Origin of the sequence: Flavobacterium potami (assembly GCF_020026915.1) — a bacterium.
Taxonomy (GTDB): Bacteria; Bacteroidota; Bacteroidia; order Flavobacteriales; family Flavobacteriaceae; genus Flavobacterium; species Flavobacterium potami.
Genome location: NZ_JAINUY010000011.1, coordinates 56680 through 77318 on the forward strand (window position 1 = coordinate 56680; position 20639 = coordinate 77318).

The window sequence follows — 20639 nt, forward strand, 5'->3', positions numbered from 1 at the left end:
GAACTAAAAGAGAATATTGATTTTTGAGATTGTGATTGAAATTGATTTTTCACCCCTTTATTTTTACTGCAATTCCAGAAACCATTAAAACAACCTGATCGGCATTTTCAGCAAGAAACTGATTCATCCAGCCTTGCAATTCAACAAATTTTCTGCCAATGTGCGTTTCGGCATGAACACCCATTCCGATTTCGTTTGTTACAATGATTATGTTGGAATTTTTCTGTTGAGAAATGGCTAGAAATTCTTTTTTGGCTTCTTCTAAACTTAAAGCGACATCGTTTTTATGATCCACAAAAAAGTTGGTAAGCCAAAGCGTTACGCAATCAATTAAAGCCGTTTTTCCGGAAAAATCAATTTTACTTAAATACTTTTCTTCTTCGATGTTTGTCCAACGTTCATCTCTTTCTTGTTGATGGCGATCGATTCTGGTTTGAAAATCTGAATCCCATTTTCGTGCAGTTGCGACATACAACGGAGAATCAGAAAGTTGTAAAGCTAGTTTCTGAGCATAACCGCTTTTTCCAGAGCGTTCACCGCCGGTTACTAAATAAATCATTTTTGATTTGGTTATAAATTATGCTTGCCAAGTTAATAATTAACAACTAACAATTTATAATTAACAATTAATAAGGGCAATGTCGGCAGTCATTTCCGCAGCAAGTTCCTCGTTTGAGATGAAACCAAGGTTTGAAAACATAATTGCCATCTTCAAGATAATAATCGATTCCTTCAATTAATTTTTCTGTTTTGGGTAAAGATTGTGCTTTGTTTTGAAGTGCTCGTTCTGGTGTTAGAGTTTCTATGTACGCTTCGATTTTATCTTCGCAAGCTTCTTTGAAACAAACTGGACAGAGACAGTCGCCGCCTTCAGAAAGATTGAAGATTGGCGGATAGTCATTACACCAGCATTTATTTTCTACAGATATATCTCCACAGCTGAATTCAGAATCACAGCTTGAGCAAATTTTCATTTTTGTGGTATTCATGTTGTAAAGATACAATTGTTTAAATTTGTAAGAATAAAGGTAAACAAAAAAAATATAAAATACTTTACCTTTGTTCCAACCAAAACCGAAACCATGAGAGATTTATTCCCTAAAATGATTTTTACAGCAGCGTTTTTTATTCTTGTCGGATGTAAGAAGAATGAAAAAGTAGAAGCTGTAAAAGTAGAAAATGCCCAAAATAGTATCGAATATGCATCAGGACTTTCAATCGTAAAATATGACGATTATTCAGTTGTAACTGTTTCAAATCCATGGCCTAATGCAGATAAAGATTTCAAATATATTTTAAAGGAAAAAGAAGCAAAAGTACCGGATAGTCTTCAATCTTATACTACAATTCAGGTTCCGTTGGAGTCTGTTGTGGTAACTTCAACAACTAACATTCCGTTTTTGGAAATGCTTGAGGTAGAAAATAAATTAGTCGGTTTTCCTCATACGGATTATATTTCTTCAGAAAAAACCCGAGCATTGATTGACAAAGGTTCTGTGAAAAACGTTGGACAAAATGAAAAACTGAACATAGAACAATTAATAGAATTAGCACCAAATCTAATTGTGACTTTTGGTGTTGACAATAATAATCCGATGTTGGATAATCTGAAAAAAAGTGGTTTAAATGTTTTAATTCAAGGCGATTGGATGGAGCAATCTCCACTTGGAAAAGCAGAATGGATCAAACTTTATGGTGCTTTATTTGGTAAAGAAGATAAAGCAAAAGAACTTTTTGATAAAATTGTAGAAAGTTATAACCAAGCAAAAAAATTAGTTGCAGATAAACCTGCAACCTCAAAAGTATTGTATGGTTCAATGTACGAAGATGTTTGGTACGTTGCCAAAGGAAACAGCTGGGTTGCTCAGTTTATGAAAGATGCTCAAGCCACTTATCTATGGGCAGATTTAAATGGAAGTGGAAGTGAAGGCTTATCTTTTGAAAAAGTTTTAGATAAAGCAAAAACGGCAAATGTCTGGATTGCTTCAGGTTCATTTAAAAGTTTAGATGAATTGCAAAAAGCGAATCCGCATTATGGAGAATTTGATGCTTTCAAAAATAAAATGGTTTACAATTTTGAAGGAAAAGTGGGCGCAACCGGAGGAACTGTTTATTATGAATTGGCGCCAAGCCGTCCAGATTTAGTGTTGAAAGATTATATCAAGATTTTTCATCCAGATTTATTGTCAAGTTACGAATTTACTTTTGCATCAAAACTGAATTAATTTGGCGAATAAAAAACGAAATACCATTTTATTTGTTGTTTTGACTTTGGGTCTTTTATTAATGTTTTTTGCAAGCATTAGTTTGGGATCTGTTACTATTCCGTTAAAAGATGTTGTGGCGAGTTTAACCGGAAGTCATGCAACAAAATCTACTTGGGAATATATTATTGTCAATTATCGTTTGCCGAAAGCAATTACGGCTGTTCTGGTTGGAAGCGGATTATCAATCAGTGGGCTTCTAATGCAGACTTTATTCCGAAATCCGTTGGCAGGACCTTACGTTTTGGGATTAAGTTCGGGGGCAAGTCTTGGAGTGGCTTTTGTGATTCTGGGAGCGGGATTTCTACCTTCTTTTTTAAGTGTAATTGCATTATCTTCTTACGGAATTGTTCTGGCGTCTACTTTAGGAAGCACATTAGTTTTATTGTTGGTGTTAATAGTTTCACAAAGATTGAGAGATACCATGGCAATCTTAATTGTCGGATTAATGTTCGGAAGTTTCACAACGGCGATTGTCAGTGTTTTAACTTATTTCAGTACCGCAGAACAACTCCAAAAATTTACTTTCTGGTCAATGGGAAGTTTAGGAAATCTTTCTTGGTCGACAATCGGGATTTTGACTTTTTGCGTTGGAGTTGGATTGCTTTTGAGCGCCAAAAGCATAAAGCCTTTGAATGCTCTATTGCTTGGAGAAAACTACGCCAAAAGCTTGGGGTTGAATTTTAAACAAGCAAGATTAGTCATCATATTTGCAACAAGTATTTTATCGGGAGCGATTACAGCGTTTGCAGGACCAATTGCATTTATTGGCTTAGCGGTGCCACATATTGCAAAATTGACTTTTCAAACTAGTAATCATACCATTTTGTTTTGGAGCACTTTATTTTTTGGCTCTATAATAATGTTGTTTTGTGATATTGTTTCGCAAATGCCAGGATTGGATGTTACGCTTCCAATAAACGCGATTACGTCTATAATTGGTGCGCCGGTTGTAATTTGGTTATTAGTGAGGAAAAGAAATTTTCAGTAAAATATTACAAAAATATTATCTTTAATTTTTTAAACACATAGAGACATAGTTTTAGAAATCGATTAGAGGCGTTTCACTTTACTTAAATAAACATAGCCTTTGTGAAAACATAGCTTGTCTCCAAAAATTAGGATAATGATTACGCAGAAATATTTAGATGAGTTGACTTTTGATGTATTAGGTGCCTGTATTGAAGTACATAAAGCAATGGGTAGAGGACTATTGGAAAGTATATATCATGAATGTCTAAAAGAAGAATTGAGATATCGTAAGATAAGTTTTTTTACAGAATTGAATGTACCGTTAGTTTATAGAAATAAAGAATTAGTTGCAAATTTAAAATGCGACCTGCTTATTGAAAATTGTTTAGTTGTTGAATTGAAAGCCGCTTTAGAAACAACTCCAATACACGAAGCACAGTTAATGACCTATATGAAACTTTTAAAAGCACCAAAAGGCATTCTTGTTAATTTTAACTGTTTCAATATTTTTAAAGAAGGTCAAAAAACTTTTGTAAATGAATATTTTAAATTACTTCCAAAAGTATAAGTTCAAAGCTATGTGTTAATTTACTAGTAAATTTTCAAATAAACTCTCAGTAATAAAGGAAAAGCCTATGTTTCTATGTGTTTAAAAATCAACTAAAAAATGAAAAACATCTTAAAAACCTCAAATCTAAATATTGGATACAAATCCAAGAAAGGTGTTACAACCATTGCTGAGAATTTAAATCTAAATCTGGAAGCAGGAAAACTAATTACTTTAATAGGAGCAAACGGTATAGGGAAGTCCACTTTGTTGAGAACGATCACCGGAATCCAAAAACCTTTATCCGGAAATGTTTATTTGAATGAAAAAAGTATTTCAGATTATAAACCTTTAGAATTAGCACAGAATTTAAGTCTGGTTTTAACGGAAAAACTGCCGCCAAGTAATCTTACTGTTTTTGAATTAGTAGCGCTGGGTCGACAACCTTATACGAATTGGGTAGATAAATTGTCTGAGGAAGATATTGCAAAAGTCCACGAAGCGATGAATTTAACTCAAATCGAGCATTTAGCTTCAAAAAAACATTTTCAAATTAGTGATGGGCAATTACAAAAAGTTCTTATTGCAAGAGCTTTGGCACAAGATACCCCACTAATAATTTTAGACGAACCGACAACTCATTTAGATTTATTACATAAGGTTTCTTTGTTCAAATTATTGAAAAAACTGACTCAGGAAACTCAAAAATGCATTTTGTTTTCAACACACGATATTGATCTAGCAATTCAATTAAGTGACGAAATGATTATGATGACGCCAGAGAATATAGTTCAAGATCAACCTTGTAATTTAATTTCGAATGGAAGTTTCAGCCATTTATTTAAAGATGAAAATATTGTTTTCGATGCTGAAAAAGGGAAGTTTATTGTGAGTTAGTTTTTATTATTTTCTCTGTTATATCTATTTCGGTGAACATTTAGGACAATACTTAATTCACTTACATCTGTACTTAATTCATTAAGATCGAATTTCATTATTTGACTAGGTTCAATAATATAATAAATGAAATATTCTGTATTCCCGTTTTTATAACCATTATGTTCTGAAAAAGTTCTTTCGTTTTCGATATTATTCCACGGAATTAAAAGACTATCCTTGTACTGAATTCCTTTAGAATTAATTCTAAATTGAATTTCATCAATTCTTTTTATTGATTTAATAAGTAGAGGAATTTGAAAAATAAAAACGAAAAATAGCACAGAAAATATAAGAAGTTGGTTTTCTATATAAAAGTAAATAAAACCTATAAAAGCTCCAATCGTAAAGATTACTCTCTCAAGAATTTTTCCTCGTGTGCGATAAATCAAAAATTCTTTAGAATAGCTGAGATTATTTTCATCTATGAGCGGTCTCATCTTATTTCTTCAACCCAATTTGTCTCTTCGCTTCACCAACTACAAAAGCAACAGAATTAGCAATATTAAAACTGCGAATAAGCGGTGACATCGGAATCGTTAAATGATTTTCGAATTTGGCCATAAACTCTTTGCTTAAACCAACGCTTTCTTTTCCAAAAACCAGCCAATCGCCGTCTTGAAATTCATTTTCTAAATACGATTTATCAGAATGCGAACTCATTAAAAATACTCTGGAATGATCTGGAATTTGCGCAATCCATTCTTCTGTATTTTGATATTCGGTAACATCAAGATGAACCCAGTAATCCAATCCCGAGCGTTTCAGGTTTTTGTCGTTAATTACAAATCCGAATGGATGAATTAAATGCAATCGGCTTTCTGTACCCACGCACAATCTTCCGATATTTCCGGTATTATTAGGTATTTCTGGTTCTACAAGAACAACGTTTAACATGTTTTTAGTTATGAATTAAGTTTTTGGCAATTATTTAATTGCCATATTATCTAATTATCTAATTGAAAATTCTCAACCTCGAGCACTTCTCCCGCTTTAAGATTTTGCAAATATACATTTCCGATTCGAACACGAACCAATCGAAGAGTAGGAAAACCAACTGCAGCAGTCATTTTTCGAACCTGACGAAATTTACCTTCATTTATGGTTATAGATGCCCAAGAAGTCGGGCCATGGCGTTCGTCTCGAATCTTTTTGGCTCTCAGTCCGAAATCTGGAATTTCGGTAACGATAAAAGCAGTGCAAGGTTTCGTTTTGTATTTTCCGCCATCAAGACCAATTTGTACGCCTTTCTGTAATTGTTCGATCGCTTCTGGAGTGATAACGCCATCAACTTGAACGTAATATTCTTTATCGACTTTTTTACTTCTAACATCTTCGCTTACCATTCCGTCGGTTGTCAATAAAAGCAAACCTTCAGAATCTTCATCCAGTCTTCCAATGGCCATCGTGCCTTCTGGGAAATCGTGCAATTCACCCAAAAGCTTTTTCTTTCTTTTTAATTCATATATAAATTGGCTTAAGTAGCCGTAAGGTTTAAAAAGAATGAAGTGTCTGTGCATTTTTAATTTTTTGCAAAGATAGTTGCTTTCTTAAAATTAAACGAATTACAGCTTTTGTGATTTCATTTTCTTTATCCATTGATACACAAACCAAATTACAGTAAAAGCAAAAATTTCGATTAAAGCCCAATGATAATTTTGAAAAAAATCATGAAAATAACTTCCAACGAAAATATAGATTGTAGCCATGCAGATTTTGATTATAATAAATTCTGCATTAGACCAGCACGTTTTGATTTTGAGAAAATTCATGTATTAAGAGTGTTAAGTTGCTTTTAATAAAGGTAATAAAATAAAATGCAGGTGGCAATTATAAAAGAAAACCAATCTTAAGTCATAATTTTTTCAAGGTTGAAATTCGTAATATTATAATTTCAATATAAAAACGATAATGCCATGGAAACGAATAATTTAAAAACTAAAAAGATCAACGGAACGCAGAAAAATGTAGACGAATCTAAAGGAGAAAATGTCTCTCATGATAAAGATTTAAAAGATGCAAAACTGAATAAAGAATTGGTTACAGATCAAGACGGTGATAAAAAGATTGTAGAACGAGCCCGAAATGAAAATGAAGATATTAAAACTAAAATTTCAAAAACGGACTCCAATAATGCAAATGCTAATAGAGGAGTCGTAACCGATGAAGAAGTTGAAAAAACAGTAGAAAACAAAGATCGTAATTCTGACATAACACCAAATCGATATCCAAATTCGCATCCTGACAATCATGAGGATCGTGGAAACATGAAATTGGACGAAAACGAATAATACAATACGAAATTTCTAGCGAAACAGGGTCATTTTAATATCAAATAACATAACATTAGCGGTAAGCGTTAATCTTATTGTAAACTCTTTGTAATACTCGGCTGCCACTGAAGTTATTCGTAAATTAGAGGTATAATTTAAAATATAATAAAAATGGCACTTTTAGAAAATAAAGTAGCTTTTGTGTCTGGCGGAGGTTCTGGAATTGGACGCGCGGTAGCAGAAGCATACGCTCGAGAAGGAGCAAAAGTAGTAGTATCTGATATTAATGTAGATCACGGTGAAGAAACCGTAAAAAATATAAAAGACAAGGGCGGAGAAGCTTTTTTTATAAAAGGAGATTCGTCGAGTGCCAGTGATAATAAACATATGGTCGAAGTTACGGTTTCAAAATACGGACGACTTGACATTGCCTGCAACAACGCAGGAATGGGCGGGCCGGCAAAACCAACCGGAGAATACGAGCCAGAAGATTGGGACAGGGTTATAGGGTTAAACTTAAATGGTGTTTTCTACGCTTGCCGATACCAATTGGAACAAATGGAAAAAAACGGTGGAGGAAGCATTGTAAATATTGCATCCATTCATGGACAAGTTGCAGCTCCACTTAGTCCGGCATATACGGCTTCTAAACATGCAGTCGTAGGGTTGACCAAAAATATAGCTGTCGAATATGCACAGAAAAACATTCGTTGCAATGCAGTTGGACCAGGTTATATTGAGACTGCATTACTAAAAGATAATTTGAATAAAGATATGATGAATGCAGTTGCAGCAAAATCGGCAATGAATCGTTTGGGAACTGCAGAAGAAATTGCAGAATTAGTCGTTTTCCTAAACTCTGATAAATCATCATTTACAACAGGAAGTTACATTATAGCCGATGGAGGTTATACAGCAGTATAATATTTTTTAGACTACATAACAATTAATGGAGAAAAGCAGTATTTTTTTACTGCTTTTTTTATTTAATAATTACTGTATTTGTAGGAAAGACGGATTTTTTTTAGATGGATTTTTAAAGGATTGGTTTTGAATAATATTTTGTGTAAAGCTATTTCGATTGGTTTTATTTTAGTAACTTAAAGATTGTGTTAAGCTTTATTGAATTATTATGATAAATAGGTAAACATTAAGTTTATGGTTTTATAATACTGGCTTAACTTTAAAGGCGATAAATTTGACTTCTAAAAACTCTATTTTTTAACAGTATGAAAAAACTTTACTTTTCGCGCCAGTTACTGGCTTTTATATGTTTGATTGGATGCTTTTCGAGTCATCTTTTTGCTCAGACAATGCCTGAGGTTCAAACATTACCTTATTCTCAAAACTTTAACGGATTGCAGGCGACGGCTACAGCTTTTCCAGTTGGATTTCGAGGATGGACCGCTTCTCTTGCTCCCGGATCTGCGTTTAATACCAGCGCAACAGTAGTGGCAGACAGAGCACTTGTTGCTAATAGTTCAGCGTCTACTAATAGTGGGAACTTTCATAATTATAATGGAAAAATCGGTTTCTTAAACACAGGATCTCTAGACTTAACTATTGCTTTGGCATTTTCTACAACTGGTCAAACAGCTGTTCAGGTTCAGTATGAGGCAATGGTTATTCGTAATCCTTATGATGCAAATAATACTCGTGTAAATGAAATGGTTTTGCAGTATAGAGTGGGGCAAACAAATGACTTTGCAACTTTGCCAACGACATCTTATTTGAGTGGAACAACTACTCAAACTGGTTCGGGTGTAACAACTCCTCAAAATCCTCAGACAATAAGTGTTACTTTACCTGCAGATTGCGATAATCAACCAGTAGTTCAAATCAGATGGATTAGTAAACAAAACGGAGGTGGAGGTTCAAGACCATCTTTCGCAATTGATAACATTAAAGTGGGAGGAGATTCAACTGCTCCAGCTAATGAAACAGGTTATCCAAAAGCGGTTGAAATTTTATCAGATGGTTTCGACTTTGTAAATAAAATCAACGAAACGGGGAAAACGTATTTTGTTTTAACTGCTTCAGGAAGTGCATTGCCAACTCCAGAACAAGTAAAAGCAGGTTTCGATGCTACTGGAGCGGCAGCTTTGCAGTCAGGTTCTTTGACTATTTCAGATAAAGCTTTAGAATATTCTAAAATCTTTACTGGTTTAACCTTAAATACAGCTTACACAGTTTATTCTGTTTCTGAAGATGCTTCAGAAAATCTTCAGGCAACTGTTAACAAATTAGATGTTACAACGGCAAATGTTTTGGTGCCTTCTATCAGAACTACGATTGCAACACTTAACTTTGGAAGTGTTGAGCAAAATCTTGATTCAGCGAGTTTAGAATATAAAATTGCAGGAACGAATATTAGTGCTCCAGTAATTGTAACTGCTTCTGCTAATTTTACGGTTTCAAAAGATAATACCACTTTCCAATCTTCTGTTTCTTATAATGCAGCAGATTTTGCTTCAAATGCAACTCCGACTGTTTATGTTCGTTTTAAGCCAAGTACTGCTGGTATTTTGTCTGGAACAATTACAAATGAAACAACTGGTGCTTTAAGCAAAACAGTTTCTGTTTCTGGAATTGGAACGAATCCTTACATTCAAAATTTTGATGATCCAAATGTACTTTCAAATAGTGGATGGACACAATATAATGTTTCTGGACCTTTAAATAAATGGACGTATACAAATGTAACCCGAAATGTAAATTCTGGAACTGGAGCTGTTCTTATGAATGGTTTCTCAGACACGAATGTTCCAAGTAAAGATTGGTTGATTTCTCCAAAATTACGTTTAGATTCTTTTGGTCAATTCCCATTGTTATCTTTTTATACTCGTAAATTTTATGCTGGTCCATCTTTAAAATTAATGGTTTCTACAAATTATGATGGTATAAGCGATCCTACTTTGGCAACTTGGACAGAAATCGATGGGAATTTCCCAACTGTAACAGGAAGTTATGTGCAATCTCAATACATCAATTTAGGGGCTTACAAAACAGATCATACCTATTTGGCATGGGTTTACGAAACAACAGCTGGAGGAACCAACAATGCTTCAGAATGGTCTTTTGATGATTTCGCTATTACAAACGAGTCTGGTTATATAGCTTCAAATCCGGTTTTAGATTTTGGTGATGTTGCTCAAAATACAGTTTCTGTAAGTCAGCCTTTTGCTTTTAAAGGAGATGGTTACGGAGATATTACCATTACTGCTCCTGCATCTTATCAGCTATCTGCAGATAATATTTCTTTTGCTTCAAGTATTGTGGTTTCTTCTGCTACTGCTGCTGCGGGAACAACATTATATGCGAGATTTATTCCAACAACAAAAGAATTAAAAATCTCTGGAGTGTTAACAGTAACAGGAACTTCTTTAAACAAACAAATTGGTTCATTAACTGGATCTTCTTTGCCTAAAGCTGATACTTTTGATGTTGTTACATACAACTTAGAATTTTTTGGAGCACCAACTTCTGCTTATGGTCCAGCTGATAAAGCATTGCAATTGGATAACGTAGCAAAAGTGATGAACAAATTAGACGCTGACGTTTATGTAGTTCAGGAAGTTTCTAGCGATGCTCAGATCGATGCTTTAATCGCAAAAATAAACGTAAACGGTAAAACGTTCGAAAAAACAGTTTCAACTTCTTGGTCTTATTCTTGGGACCCAACTTCAGATCCATCTTTTCCACCTCAAAAATTAGTTGTTATTTACAATACACAAACAACTTCATTGAAAGCAAATGGAACACGTGTAATGTTTAAAGATTTTTACGACGAGCTTCGTGCTGGAACAAAAACTTTGGCAAATTATCCTGGAGGATCTAATAGCAGTTTCTTCTCATCTGGTCGTCTGCCTTACATGGTAACTTTAGAAACGAATCTTAATGGAGTTAAAAATGAAATTAAGCTAATCGATCTTCATGCACGTGCAAACAGTGGAACAGATATTTCGCGCTACAATATGCGTAAGTATGATACACAAGTGTTGAAAGATAGTTTAGATGCAAATTACCCGAATGCGAATATCATTCTTTTAGGAGATTATAATGATGACGTAAAAGCTTCTGTAATTGCTGGACAGCCATCTTCTTACGAGGCTTTTGTAAATGATACTAATAATTACAAAGCACTTACTCTAGAAATCAGCCAAGCGGGTGCATACAGTTTCTTGAGTTCAGGTGGGTTCTTAGATCATATTACAATTTCTAATGAATTGTTTGATGATTATATCGCAAATTCTACAGCGGTTTATGATCCTCGTAATGATATTGCAAGTTATACAAATACAACTTCGGATCACGGACCTGTAATTGCTCGTTTCGAATTAAAACAAGACGTGCTTGCAACACCTGATTTTGGATCTAAAAATAAATACGTAGTGCGTGCTTATCCAAATCCTGCAACAGATATTGTTAATTTTGATTTGCCTACTACAACAGGAAGAGATTTAAAAATCAAATTATACGATATCAACGGACATGTAATAGGAAATCCGATCAGCGTACAAAGCGAATCTGAGATCAGTACAGCGGTTATGTCTGTTCATAATTTGACAGCAGGATTTTATATCTATACAGTGACAGAAAATAATAAGGTTATTTTTAAAGATAAGATTATCAAAAAATAATAATCTTTAGATAAAAAAGAAAGGCAGTCATTTAAGACTGCCTTTTTTTATGCTAATATTTTTTTTAAAGAAGTAAAATCTATTTCATCGTTTGTAAAAGAAAAGAAATAATCTAACTGCCATTTTTGTGTTTTTTGAGCTTGTTTGCTTGTCGTTTCATCCCAGGGCGGATAAACACGAGTGGCTCTGATTCCTTCTTTTTTCTGGGTCGAGAAAACACCTTTTTCTAATAAAATGTTTTTTGGAAATATAAATTGTCCCCAATTATTCTCTTTTCGAACACTGATTATAACAAAATCAATTGCGTCAGAATAATCAAAAGGCTCAATGATACCAGATCGATTGCGTTTCCATAAAGTAACAAATTGTCCTGTTTTTGTCGGTGTTATTTTGGCTTCCCGATAACAAATGTTTTTGTGGTGTAATGAAAAACGAAAAGCACTGTATTCTGCACTTTCATTTTCTTTTTCCAGATTCTTTAATTCAAAACCAGTTTTATCAAAAACTTTTTCTTTTGCCGTTGCTAAATCAGTTGAAATTAAATTCGAATCCATTTCAGATGCTGTAAAATTCATGAAAACAATATTTTTTTATGAAATTACAGTAAATTCAATTTAGAATGAAACATTTAATCCAAAATTTAATCCCCACTGGAACTGATTGAAAGACTGATTGTTTAATGGATTGATATAGTAATTCACCGCCGGTTCTACAAAAACGTTGGTTTTTTTGTACACACGATACTGCACTGTACTACTCAAAGTAGAACCATAGACATAATCATTAGCATTTGCATTCTGACCAATAGAATTTCCGTCTATAGCCACATTATTCGAAATTAATTTGCCCACAAAACCACCTGTATTTAAATTTATACTGGCTTTGTTTCGATTAAAAACAGAATAAGAAACTTCCAGAGGCATTTCGATGTATCTTAAATTCTGATCCAGTTTTCCAGTTTGTACATCATTGTTTTTTAGAGCTTCTTTAGTACTGTTTGAGATTAAGACATAATCGTAATTTCCTACTGCATTAGCGATGCCATTTGCATCGGCTGAGGGAACAATAAGTGCATTGCTTTTAGCACTTACATAAGAAATATTGGCAACACTTTGTCCTAACTCATTCAATTTAAATCCTGAACTTACAGCCCATTTATTGTTAAGGTTGTACTTTGTCTTAACTCCATATGAATTAGATTGTTTAGAATCATTTACATTACCTAATGTTTTTTCGTTTCTAGTATTTTCAGAATTTGCTACACCGGCAAAAACGGCTACAGCCCATCTTTCTTTCAAGTACGGGTTTTTGTCTTTTTTCTCTTTCTTATCCTTTTTTTCTTCTACAGGAAGAATTCCTTTTTCTAAGTTTTGAAGTTCTGCCAATTGCATAGAATCTTGTCTAGTCAAAGCCGAACCGAATTTGGAGCTTTCTTTTACAATACTACTTGAAGTCTTTTCAGTTGTATTGTTTTTAGAATTGCTCAGATTTTGTTTAGCAGTAGTATTGTTAACAACAGCGTTTTCGGTATTAAATGCAAAGTTTTTATTGCTTTTTGGAGCAATTTTTTCTTCGAAAATAGAATTAGAAAGCTGTTTTTGTGTTGTCGAATTAAATTTGTTTGGTTTTCCGAACGCGATTCTTTCTTCAGAAATTCCTTTTGTTGAGGTTTTTTTGTTGTTTCCTAAAGAAGACTTCGTTGCAGATGCAACAGCAGATTTTTCTCCAGAAGCGATAAAACTCTGATTTCCAAAATTCTGATTTGGAGTATTTCGGTTGATTTTATCTTCTGTTTTAGAATTGTTTTTAGTGTTTTTGTTTTTAGAATCAGAATGTGCAACAGCTGTCTCTGTTTCATGATTTGTCTCTGGATTGTCTAATTCGCTTTTTGCAGAAACATCATTTGTTGTATCTAAAGTTTTATGATTATTCTCTTTAGATTCTGTGTTTTTAACTGAATTATTGTGATTTGTATTTTCGTCTAGAACTACGCTGTTATTTTCAAAACCGCCATTGTTTAAGTTATTATTTTGAGTTGAACCAGTAAAATGTAAAACTGTAGGCAGAAGCAGTCCCAGTAATAAGCATGCAGCAGCCGACCACCAAAGAATAGCTCTCTTCTTCTTTTTAGGTTTATTTAGTTTTTCTTCAATTTGACCCCATAATTCAGGAGGCGGAACACTAGAAAAGTCTTCCATTGATGAAAAAATATCTTCTATTTTGTGCTTCTTCATGCTGTCTTAAAATTTTTGATACTCAAAATTCGCTTTTGTAAAATGTGCTTGGCTCGGTTTAAATTTGATTTTGATGTTCCTTCGGAGATTTTTAATAATTCGGCTATTTCTTTGTGTTTCATCTTTTCAAAAACATACAAGTTAAAAACCGTCCGATATTGATCGGGTAAATCCCGAATGTATTCCAACAATTTTTCCTGTTCCATCGGAATAACCTCCAATTCTTCCTCTTCGACAAAATCGGTATCAGGATCAAAGACATCCAGAAAGAAACTTTCTTTTTTCTTTTTATTTAAAGTTTCGATCAGTTTATTGATGAAAATCCGTTTCATCCATCCTTCAAAACTTCCTTCAAATTTATATTGACTTATTTTCTGAAAAACAATTACAAAAGCTTCCTGAAAAACGTCTTTTGCATCGTCTTCGTTCTTCATATATTTCAAACATATTCCATACAAAACAGGAGAGAACAACTGATATATTTTCAGTTGTCCCTCTCTGTCATTTTTCATGCACAGTTTGATGTATTTTTCTACGTCGTCTTTCAAGAAATGGTTTAAATTTGATTTTGCAAAAATAGTTTATAATAGTTTACAAAACTATCTTTTAAAAATAGTTCGGGCACCATCTTGATCGTTTGATACAATCGTTAGGTTTTGATTGTCAAGGTTTTCTATTACATAAGTTTTGCCCTCGAAAGAGATCAAGTCATGTTGCGACTGGTCAGAAAATCCAATTCCTTTTTCTACCTGATAAGCGCTGTTTCTAATCTCAACATTGTTTTTATAAGTAATTATTCTTCCATTAGATGTGAAGATAATTTTCTTTGTAAATCCAATACTTTTTGGAGTTGCTACATACGGATTGTCATTTCCTCCCACAGATTTTTCCCAAGTCCAAGTGTTTACAATTGATCCTGAAGCCACTTTAGAAGCATCTAAAGAATATACTGAAGTAAAAAGAAAACAGACGATAAAAGATATAAAAAGTTTTTTCATAAGTCGATTATTTTAAGCTTGTGATTTTGTCCTGAAGTAGTTTTTTGAAAGCTTTTACAGCAGCTGTTTGATCTGCAGTATCATTGTTGTCAATATAAATTCTTGTAATAACACTGCTTTGGTTCATTTCAAAATAAATACCGCCAAGAGTAGATTCGTTCGGAGTACCATATGTTTTAGTTTGTCCTTTAAGAGCCAAAATTTCTGCAGGAATATCTTTTAATAGTAAAGTATATTCTCCTCTTTTGATGGTTGGAGTATATCTGTATTGGCTGAAATCGTATTGTCCGGAAGCAACATTCAAGAATTTTAAAGTATTATAATCATTGATTTGGAAGAATTTTTGACAATCTGCACCAGTACATTGATTTGAGAAATTTCCAATAATCATATTGTCAGGGCTTTCATTTGTTTTAATGAAAATAAATCCTTTTGATGTTTTTGGAATTAAAACCATATCATACGGATTAGTAGTTACCTGAGAAACTGCTTCATTTGCAGCAGGCACTTTTTCGTAATAATTGACAATGATTTCGCAACCGTTTTCTACAATAGAAGTAATTTTTATGGCATAACCCGTTGTAGGTTTTGGGCCTGCAAAAACACCAACTAAATATTGTTTTGTAAAATCAATACTTGGGTCGCTCGCAACCGAACAACTATTAGTATGTTTTTCAAATAATTGATCCATTTTTGTTTGAGAATTTACAACAGTAACTGCTGAATTTGGTGGAGGAGTCTTGATGCTGTAATTACATGCGAAAGGAAATCCGGTAAATTCTACAATTGTATTAGCTCCACAATCTTCATATTTAGTGTCATCTCCAAGTGAACAAGCGCTAATTCCAAAGGCTACAAATAAGCCAAGCATTAATTTTTTCATGAATATTTTGTAATAGGTTATATCTTGTAGATGGGCGTTTAAAAAAAAGGTTGCGTAGCATTTGATTTTTTTTAAAATAAAATGTTGATTTAGTTTGGATTAATTCTTAATTCGTGAAATTTCTATTTTAAAAACTAAGTACTACGTATTATTGCGTACTTTTACGTAAAATAAACTTAGTTATGTTGAATTATCTACCGTTTTTATTGGGTTTTGTAATAGCGTTATTTATCGGGATCTACGTAGGGAGATTGCTTTCTACGTCTAAAAATCAGTCAGAAAAGGCAATTTTGGAGGAAAGATTAAATGCGTTAAATAATCAGTTACAAATACAGAAAGAGCAATTTGATGTAGAAAAAAATAATATTCAGAAGCAATTGCAATTGACTAATTCGGAGAAAGAAAGCATTCGAACAGAAAAAGACAGTTTGGCGATTCAACTTTCTAAAAAGGAAGTAGATTTTGAAAATTTATGGGAAAGACATAAAGAACAGAAAAGCGAAATCAACGAGCTTCAAGAAAAATTTACGAAAGAATTTGAAAACCTAGCCAATAAGATTCTCGAAGAAAAATCGGCAAAGTTTACCGAACAAAATAGCGAAAACATGAAAAATATCCTGCTGCCACTTCAGGATAAAATTCATATTTTCGAACAAAAGGTGGATCAAACTCACAAAGAAAGTATTGATTATCATGCGGCATTGCGCCAGCAAATTATTGGTTTAAGTGAAATGAACGCGCAAATGAGCAAAGAAACTTTAAACCTGACCAAAGCATTAAAAGGAGATAGTAAAATGCAAGGGAATTGGGGAGAATTGGTCTTAGAACGCGTTTTAGAAAAATCTGGCTTAGAAAAAGGAAGAGAATACGAGGTACAACAAAGTTTTACCAATGCAGATGGAAATCGTGTTTTTCCAGATGTTGTAATCAACCTTCCTGACGGTAAAAAAATGATTGTCGATTCTAAAGTTTCACTGGTTGCCTATGAAAAATGGGTTAATGAAGAATCGGAATTATTAAAACTAGAATTGTTGAAAGAACATGTTATTTCTATAAAAAGACATGTTGAACAGCTTGGAAATAAAAATTATCACGATTTGTACCAAATTGAAAGTCCAGATTTTGTGCTGCTTTTTATTCCGATGGAACCTGCTTTTGCCATTGCGTTGAATGAAGATCCAGCCTTGTACACCAAAGCTTTTGACAGAAATATTGTTATTGTAACACCAAGTACGCTTTTAGCAACTTTAAGAACAATTGACAGTATGTGGACGAATCAGAAACAACAGGAGAATGCTTTTGAAATTGCAAGACAGGCCGGAGCTTTATACGATAAATTTGAAGGTTTTGTTTCGGATTTAGTTCGTATAGGAAATAAAATTAAAGACACAAAAACGGAATACGAAAGCGCCATGAACAAATTGGTCGACGGAAAAGGAAATTTAATTTCGAGTGTAGAAAGATTAAAAAAAATGGGAGCAAAGGCAAAGAAATCGCTTCCAGATAATATTATTGCAAGAGCAATCAATTCAGATGAAAATGAATTATTGAATTGATAATTTAAACACAGAGAGACGTAGATTTTAGATTGAGAAAAAGGCGTTTCACTTGCATAATTACACATAGCTATGTGTGAGAAACTAGTTTCTTTCTTTTAGTCTTTTCAAGAAAATTAAAATCTATGTTTCTATGTGTTAAAAAAAACAAGAATACAACTAATCAAAAAATACCAAAAACAAAAACATGAGTACAGATTTTAAACCCGTTTCATCATCAAAAGTTAGTATATCAGAATTAATGTTGCCGTCGCATACCAATTTTAGTGGTAAAATTCACGGAGGATATATTTTGCAATTGCTGGATCAGATTGCTTTTGCTTCTGCATCAAAATTCAGCGGTAATTATTGCGTTACAGCTTCTGTAGACACGGTAAACTTTCTAAAACCAATTGAAGTTGGAGAATTAGTAACTATGAAAGCTTCTGTAAATTATGTTGGAAGAAGCTCTATGGTTGTCGGAATTCGTGTTGAAGCAGAAAACATTCAAACAGGAGTTATCAAACATTGTAATTCATCTTATTTTACGATGGTTGCCAAAGACAAAGAAGGAAAAAGCGTTCAGGTTCCGGGACTAATATTGTCTAATTTGCAGGAAGTGCGTCGTTTTAGAAAAGCAATCAAACATATTGAAGTTCGAAAAGAAGTAGAAGAACACGAAAAACTGGCCAGAATAAACTCTATTGAAGACTTAGCAAGTTTAGAAAAATATAATGTCCTTTTAGAAATCAGCTAAATTTCTTATATTTATTTAATACACTTTAAATTAGAAATTATGGTCAAGTTTGGATATACAATATTATACGTAGAAAATGTCGAGGAATCAATTTCATTTTATGAAAATGCTTTTGGTTTTTCGAGAAAATTCGTTTCGCCAGATAACGATTATGGCGAATTGATTACAGGAGAAACCACACTTTCATTTGCTTCAAAGAAATTAGCAGAAAGTAATTTAAAAGATGGTTTTATAGAAAGCAGTTTAGAAGACAAACCTTTTGCAATAGAAATTGGTTTTATTACAGATAATGTGCCAGAACTTTTGCAGAAAGCAACCACTTTTGGAGCCGTTATCGTGTCAGAACCAGTAGAAAAACCTTGGGGACAAATTGTCGCATACGCAAGAGACTTAAATGGCTTTTTGATTGAAATTTGTACAGAGGTTAAAAGTTAGTTCATATGAATTATATACAAAATGCACCTCATATTTTATTTTTAGTTTTAATAGTAATTCTTTTGAGTTACGGTTTTTACAGAGGAAATGAAATATTAGACATCAATGTACATGATACTTATTTTGTGATTTCGTGGAAACATTTAATGATTCTTATTTCTATACTTTATGGATTGTTGGCATTGATTTATTTTGCACTGTTGAAACTAGATTTCAGTTTGATAAATTGGATGACAATTTCTCATGTTTTAATAAGTATAATTGGTTTGGTAGTACTTTTTACTTTGCCTAAATTTATGCGAGAAAGCCTTCCAGTAGATTTATCTGCTATAATGGAGAATGCAAGATTCAATCAAAGAATAGGATATGCAATTGCGACTTCCATTTTTGCATTATTAGGAGCCCAACTTTTGTTTTTAATCAATGTAATTTACGCTTTAATAAAAGGAAGATTTTAATCTTTTTACATCTCACAATTCTCATTTTACAAAAGGAGAAAATTCACAAATATTTAGCATAAGTTCTCAAACTTTGCATGCAGAAATTCCGTAACTTTAAGTATAACAATTGGGTTACGGAATTTTTTCACTGAGTACTGCCGTTCTATTTTTAATATAGAAATAAATAGAATGACATAATTGTTTAACTGTAGACGATTATGAAAACAACTACCTTATTATTTTTATTTTTTACCGCTTTTACTGTCCTTGCCCAAGACAAATTTTTTACCAATTCAGGAACTGTAAATTTTGAAGCTTCTGTTCCATTGTTTGAAGAGGTAAAAGCAGTAAACAGACAGGTTGCCATTCTTTTGGAACCTAAATCCAGTACTTTTATATGTACTGTTCTCGTTAAAGATTTTCGTTTTAAACTCGATTTGATGCAAGAGCATTTCAACGAAAATTATATGGAAAGTGATCGTTACCCGAAAGCTGTATTTAAAGGAAAAATACAAAAGTTCGACTTAAAAGATATCAGCGAAATCGAAAAACAATATGAGATTAAAGGAAAACTTTACGTACGCGGAAAGGCGAAAGAAATCGTGGTAAATGCTTTAATTAAAAAAGTGGCCGATGGAATCCAGATTATTTCTGATTTTCCCATCGTAGTTTCCGATTTTAATATCAAAATTCCTGGAGCAATAGCGTCTAAAATTGCGCAAACAGCCAATACAGAATTGACAGGAATAGTAAGAAGCGAAGAAATGCTGCTTACGCTGAAATAAAGTTACTTAATACAATTAATCAAGGTTTTTTCTAAATCAGTACAATGAAATTCGAAACCTGTTTTCTGAATTTTTTCCGAAGAAACCCGTTGTCCGGTTAAAATGACTTCGCTCATTTCGCCCAACAAAATTCTTAATACAAAAGGCGGAACTTTAGGAAGCCAGATCGAATAACCAAACAATTTGGCAAATGTCTTAGAAAATCTTGAATTGGTAGTATTATCGGTTATACAGGCATTGTAAGGTCCTTCCAGTTTGGGATCTTCAATGCCTTTTAAATAAATCTGACATAAATCTTCAATATGAATCCAAGGAAGATATTGTTTTCCTGTGCCAACTATAGCTCCAAAACCGGATTTAAAACTTGGAGTCATTTTTTTGATGAAGCCTTCGTCTTTACCTAAGACAATTCCGGTTCTTACTTTGACGGTTCGAATATCTAGTGCCGCAATTTGATCAGCGGCTTCTTCCCATTTTTGGCAAGTTATGCCTAGAAAATCATTTGCAGGAGGCGTGTTTTCTGTACATATTTTATGACTGGTAACAGCACCATATATTCCGACACCTGAAGCAGAAATAAAAGCTTCCAGTTTTTTATTGTTTTTTTCTAAAATGGAATGAATCATTTCGATTGGTCTCACACGACTGTCAATAAGTTCTTTTTTACGCTTTTTAGTCCATCTTTTGTCTACAATTCCTTCTCCTGCCAGATGAATGATGTAATCGGCATTCAGAACGGCATTTTTATCAATATAGTTTTTATTGATGTCCCATTTGTAATAGGTAACTCTTGGAGTGTTTTCTCTTTCAGAACGACTCAAAACGGATAAAGAATATCCAGCTTCTATCAGAACATCTGTTACATGTTTTCCAATGAATCCGGTTCCGCCAGTTAATAGAACATTTTGAGCCATAATAGTTTATAATATATTTAACAGTG

At 33.2% G+C, this 20639-nt stretch carries 24 protein-coding genes; 12 read left to right on the forward strand and 12 right to left on the reverse strand.

Annotated elements, in window-relative coordinates; all coding sequences use genetic code 11:
* Positions 1–49: 49 nt before the first annotated feature.
* Together cobU and K6T82_RS23395 are read right to left on the reverse strand one after the other, a co-directional pair.
* Positions 50–559, reverse strand: a complete 510-nt coding sequence (gene cobU / locus K6T82_RS23390) for a bifunctional adenosylcobinamide kinase/adenosylcobinamide-phosphate guanylyltransferase (protein ID WP_223711358.1) — start codon at positions 557–559, stop codon at positions 50–52.
* A 67-nt stretch (positions 560–626) separates the two neighbouring features.
* Positions 627–989, reverse strand: coding sequence for a C1orf53 family protein (locus K6T82_RS23395; protein WP_223711360.1), 363 nt, complete (start codon positions 987–989; stop codon positions 627–629).
* A 93-nt stretch (positions 990–1082) separates the two neighbouring features.
* Here K6T82_RS23395 and K6T82_RS23400 point away from each other — a divergent pair, with 93 nt between their 5' ends.
* The 4 genes from K6T82_RS23400 to K6T82_RS23415 all read left to right on the forward strand — a co-directional run bounded on the left by K6T82_RS23400 (position 1083) and on the right by K6T82_RS23415 (position 4680).
* Positions 1083–2225 (forward strand): ABC transporter substrate-binding protein, encoded by a 1143-nt coding sequence (locus tag K6T82_RS23400; protein ID WP_223711362.1) that lies wholly within the window; start codon positions 1083–1085, stop codon positions 2223–2225.
* Between the two features lies 1 nt (position 2226).
* A complete protein-coding gene (locus K6T82_RS23405; protein WP_420828334.1) occupies positions 2227–3255 on the forward strand; it encodes a FecCD family ABC transporter permease in 1029 nt (342 codons plus the stop codon).
* Between the two features lie 135 nt (positions 3256–3390).
* Entirely contained in the window at positions 3391–3804 is a 414-nt protein-coding gene (locus K6T82_RS23410) for a GxxExxY protein (RefSeq protein ID WP_223711364.1), read from the forward strand.
* A gap of 99 nt (positions 3805–3903) precedes the next feature.
* Positions 3904–4680, forward strand: a complete 777-nt coding sequence (locus K6T82_RS23415) for an ABC transporter ATP-binding protein (protein ID WP_223711367.1) — start codon at positions 3904–3906, stop codon at positions 4678–4680.
* Here the strand turns inward: K6T82_RS23415 and K6T82_RS23420 are convergent.
* The 4 genes from K6T82_RS23420 to K6T82_RS23435 are packed head-to-tail and all read right to left on the reverse strand — an operon-like array spanning position 4677 to position 6491.
* Positions 4677–5159 (reverse strand): hypothetical protein, encoded by a 483-nt coding sequence (locus tag K6T82_RS23420; RefSeq protein ID WP_223711369.1) that lies wholly within the window; start codon positions 5157–5159, stop codon positions 4677–4679. The two genes, K6T82_RS23415 and K6T82_RS23420, sit on opposite strands and share 4 nt — an antisense overlap.
* Position 5160: 1 nt before the next feature.
* Positions 5161–5616 carry a tRNA (cytidine(34)-2'-O)-methyltransferase gene (locus K6T82_RS23425; RefSeq protein WP_223711371.1) on the reverse strand — a complete coding sequence of 152 codons (456 nt, stop codon included), beginning with the start codon at positions 5614–5616 and terminating at the stop codon, positions 5161–5163.
* Positions 5617–5666: 50 nt separating this feature from the next.
* Positions 5667–6239, reverse strand: coding sequence for a pseudouridine synthase (locus tag K6T82_RS23430; protein ID WP_223711373.1), 573 nt, complete (start codon positions 6237–6239; stop codon positions 5667–5669).
* 45 nt (positions 6240–6284) lie between these two features.
* The gene (locus K6T82_RS23435) at positions 6285–6491 is read right to left on the reverse strand and encodes a hypothetical protein (protein ID WP_223711374.1); all 207 of its coding nucleotides are present in this window, start codon (positions 6489–6491) and stop codon (positions 6285–6287) included.
* 144 nt (positions 6492–6635) lie between these two features.
* Between K6T82_RS23435 and K6T82_RS23440 the strand changes: the two genes are divergently transcribed.
* The 3 genes from K6T82_RS23440 to K6T82_RS23450 all read left to right on the forward strand — a co-directional run bounded on the left by K6T82_RS23440 (position 6636) and on the right by K6T82_RS23450 (position 11632).
* On the forward strand, positions 6636–7010 hold the full coding sequence (locus K6T82_RS23440; RefSeq protein WP_223711375.1) for a hypothetical protein: 375 nt from the start codon (positions 6636–6638) through the stop codon (positions 7008–7010).
* A 153-nt stretch (positions 7011–7163) separates the two neighbouring features.
* A complete protein-coding gene (locus K6T82_RS23445) occupies positions 7164–7916 on the forward strand; it encodes an SDR family NAD(P)-dependent oxidoreductase (RefSeq protein ID WP_223711376.1) in 753 nt (250 codons plus the stop codon).
* A gap of 305 nt (positions 7917–8221) precedes the next feature.
* Positions 8222–11632 carry a T9SS type A sorting domain-containing protein gene (locus tag K6T82_RS23450; protein WP_223711377.1) on the forward strand — a complete coding sequence of 1137 codons (3411 nt, stop codon included), beginning with the start codon at positions 8222–8224 and terminating at the stop codon, positions 11630–11632.
* Positions 11633–11679: 47 nt separating this feature from the next.
* Here K6T82_RS23450 and K6T82_RS23455 read toward each other — a convergent pair whose 3' ends face one another.
* Genes K6T82_RS23455 through K6T82_RS23475 form a run of 5 tightly spaced genes read right to left on the reverse strand, consistent with a single transcriptional unit; the run spans position 11680 to position 15747 of the window.
* Positions 11680–12207: a MepB family protein gene (locus K6T82_RS23455; protein ID WP_223711378.1), complete on the reverse strand. Its 528-nt coding sequence runs from the start codon at positions 12205–12207 to the stop codon at positions 11680–11682.
* A 39-nt stretch (positions 12208–12246) separates the two neighbouring features.
* On the reverse strand, positions 12247–13866 hold the full coding sequence (locus K6T82_RS23460) for an outer membrane beta-barrel protein (protein ID WP_223711379.1): 1620 nt from the start codon (positions 13864–13866) through the stop codon (positions 12247–12249).
* Complete coding sequence (locus tag K6T82_RS23465; protein WP_184167212.1) at positions 13863–14414, reverse strand: RNA polymerase sigma factor; 552 nt, start codon at positions 14412–14414, stop codon at positions 13863–13865. Before K6T82_RS23465 ends, K6T82_RS23460 begins: the two co-directional genes overlap by 4 nt.
* Positions 14415–14465: 51 nt before the next feature.
* The gene (locus K6T82_RS23470; protein ID WP_223711380.1) at positions 14466–14864 is read right to left on the reverse strand and encodes a hypothetical protein; all 399 of its coding nucleotides are present in this window, start codon (positions 14862–14864) and stop codon (positions 14466–14468) included.
* Between the two features lie 7 nt (positions 14865–14871).
* The gene (locus tag K6T82_RS23475; RefSeq protein WP_223711381.1) at positions 14872–15747 is read right to left on the reverse strand and encodes a protease complex subunit PrcB family protein; all 876 of its coding nucleotides are present in this window, start codon (positions 15745–15747) and stop codon (positions 14872–14874) included.
* A 182-nt stretch (positions 15748–15929) separates the two neighbouring features.
* Here K6T82_RS23475 and K6T82_RS23480 point away from each other — a divergent pair, with 182 nt between their 5' ends.
* From K6T82_RS23480 to K6T82_RS23500, 5 genes are all read left to right on the forward strand, one after another.
* Complete coding sequence (locus tag K6T82_RS23480; protein WP_223711382.1) at positions 15930–17303, forward strand: DNA recombination protein RmuC; 1374 nt, start codon at positions 15930–15932, stop codon at positions 17301–17303.
* A 187-nt stretch (positions 17304–17490) separates the two neighbouring features.
* Positions 17491–18039, forward strand: a complete 549-nt coding sequence (locus tag K6T82_RS23485; RefSeq protein ID WP_223711383.1) for an acyl-CoA thioesterase — start codon at positions 17491–17493, stop codon at positions 18037–18039.
* A 39-nt stretch (positions 18040–18078) separates the two neighbouring features.
* Positions 18079–18474: a VOC family protein gene (locus K6T82_RS23490; RefSeq protein ID WP_223711384.1), complete on the forward strand. Its 396-nt coding sequence runs from the start codon at positions 18079–18081 to the stop codon at positions 18472–18474.
* Positions 18475–18479: 5 nt separating this feature from the next.
* Complete coding sequence (locus K6T82_RS23495; protein ID WP_223711385.1) at positions 18480–18932, forward strand: hypothetical protein; 453 nt, start codon at positions 18480–18482, stop codon at positions 18930–18932.
* Positions 18933–19132: 200 nt separating this feature from the next.
* The gene (locus K6T82_RS23500) at positions 19133–19699 is read left to right on the forward strand and encodes a YceI family protein (RefSeq protein ID WP_223711386.1); all 567 of its coding nucleotides are present in this window, start codon (positions 19133–19135) and stop codon (positions 19697–19699) included.
* Positions 19700–19701: 2 nt separating this feature from the next.
* Here the strand turns inward: K6T82_RS23500 and K6T82_RS23505 are convergent, their stop codons facing one another.
* Complete coding sequence (locus K6T82_RS23505) at positions 19702–20613, reverse strand: TIGR01777 family oxidoreductase (RefSeq protein WP_223711387.1); 912 nt, start codon at positions 20611–20613, stop codon at positions 19702–19704.
* Positions 20614–20639 lie beyond the last annotated feature (26 nt).

Excerpts from the sequence above, each read along its gene's own strand:
- cobU (WP_223711358.1), bottom strand. The coding sequence starts at position 559 with ATGATTTATTTAGTAACCGGCGGTGAACGCTCTGGAAAAAGCGGTTAT.
- K6T82_RS23395 (WP_223711360.1), bottom strand. The coding sequence starts at position 989 with ATGAATACCACAAAAATGAAAATTTGCTCAAGCTGTGATTCTGAATTC.
- K6T82_RS23400 (WP_223711362.1), top strand. The coding sequence starts at position 1,083 with ATGAGAGATTTATTCCCTAAAATGATTTTTACAGCAGCGTTTTTTATT.
- K6T82_RS23410 (WP_223711364.1), top strand. The coding sequence starts at position 3,391 with ATGATTACGCAGAAATATTTAGATGAGTTGACTTTTGATGTATTAGGT.
- K6T82_RS23415 (WP_223711367.1), top strand. The coding sequence starts at position 3,904 with ATGAAAAACATCTTAAAAACCTCAAATCTAAATATTGGATACAAATCC.
- K6T82_RS23420 (WP_223711369.1), bottom strand. The coding sequence starts at position 5,159 with ATGAGACCGCTCATAGATGAAAATAATCTCAGCTATTCTAAAGAATTT.
- K6T82_RS23425 (WP_223711371.1), bottom strand. The coding sequence starts at position 5,616 with ATGTTAAACGTTGTTCTTGTAGAACCAGAAATACCTAATAATACCGGA.
- K6T82_RS23430 (WP_223711373.1), bottom strand. The coding sequence starts at position 6,239 with ATGCACAGACACTTCATTCTTTTTAAACCTTACGGCTACTTAAGCCAA.
- K6T82_RS23435 (WP_223711374.1), bottom strand. The coding sequence starts at position 6,491 with ATGAATTTTCTCAAAATCAAAACGTGCTGGTCTAATGCAGAATTTATT.
- K6T82_RS23440 (WP_223711375.1), top strand. The coding sequence starts at position 6,636 with ATGGAAACGAATAATTTAAAAACTAAAAAGATCAACGGAACGCAGAAA.
- K6T82_RS23445 (WP_223711376.1), top strand. The coding sequence starts at position 7,164 with ATGGCACTTTTAGAAAATAAAGTAGCTTTTGTGTCTGGCGGAGGTTCT.
- K6T82_RS23450 (WP_223711377.1), top strand. The coding sequence starts at position 8,222 with ATGAAAAAACTTTACTTTTCGCGCCAGTTACTGGCTTTTATATGTTTG.
- K6T82_RS23455 (WP_223711378.1), bottom strand. The coding sequence starts at position 12,207 with ATGAATTTTACAGCATCTGAAATGGATTCGAATTTAATTTCAACTGAT.
- K6T82_RS23460 (WP_223711379.1), bottom strand. The coding sequence starts at position 13,866 with ATGAAGAAGCACAAAATAGAAGATATTTTTTCATCAATGGAAGACTTT.
- K6T82_RS23470 (WP_223711380.1), bottom strand. The coding sequence starts at position 14,864 with ATGAAAAAACTTTTTATATCTTTTATCGTCTGTTTTCTTTTTACTTCA.
- K6T82_RS23475 (WP_223711381.1), bottom strand. The coding sequence starts at position 15,747 with ATGAAAAAATTAATGCTTGGCTTATTTGTAGCCTTTGGAATTAGCGCT.
- K6T82_RS23480 (WP_223711382.1), top strand. The coding sequence starts at position 15,930 with ATGTTGAATTATCTACCGTTTTTATTGGGTTTTGTAATAGCGTTATTT.
- K6T82_RS23485 (WP_223711383.1), top strand. The coding sequence starts at position 17,491 with ATGAGTACAGATTTTAAACCCGTTTCATCATCAAAAGTTAGTATATCA.
- K6T82_RS23490 (WP_223711384.1), top strand. The coding sequence starts at position 18,079 with ATGGTCAAGTTTGGATATACAATATTATACGTAGAAAATGTCGAGGAA.
- K6T82_RS23495 (WP_223711385.1), top strand. The coding sequence starts at position 18,480 with ATGAATTATATACAAAATGCACCTCATATTTTATTTTTAGTTTTAATA.
- K6T82_RS23500 (WP_223711386.1), top strand. The coding sequence starts at position 19,133 with ATGAAAACAACTACCTTATTATTTTTATTTTTTACCGCTTTTACTGTC.
- K6T82_RS23505 (WP_223711387.1), bottom strand. The coding sequence starts at position 20,613 with ATGGCTCAAAATGTTCTATTAACTGGCGGAACCGGATTCATTGGAAAA.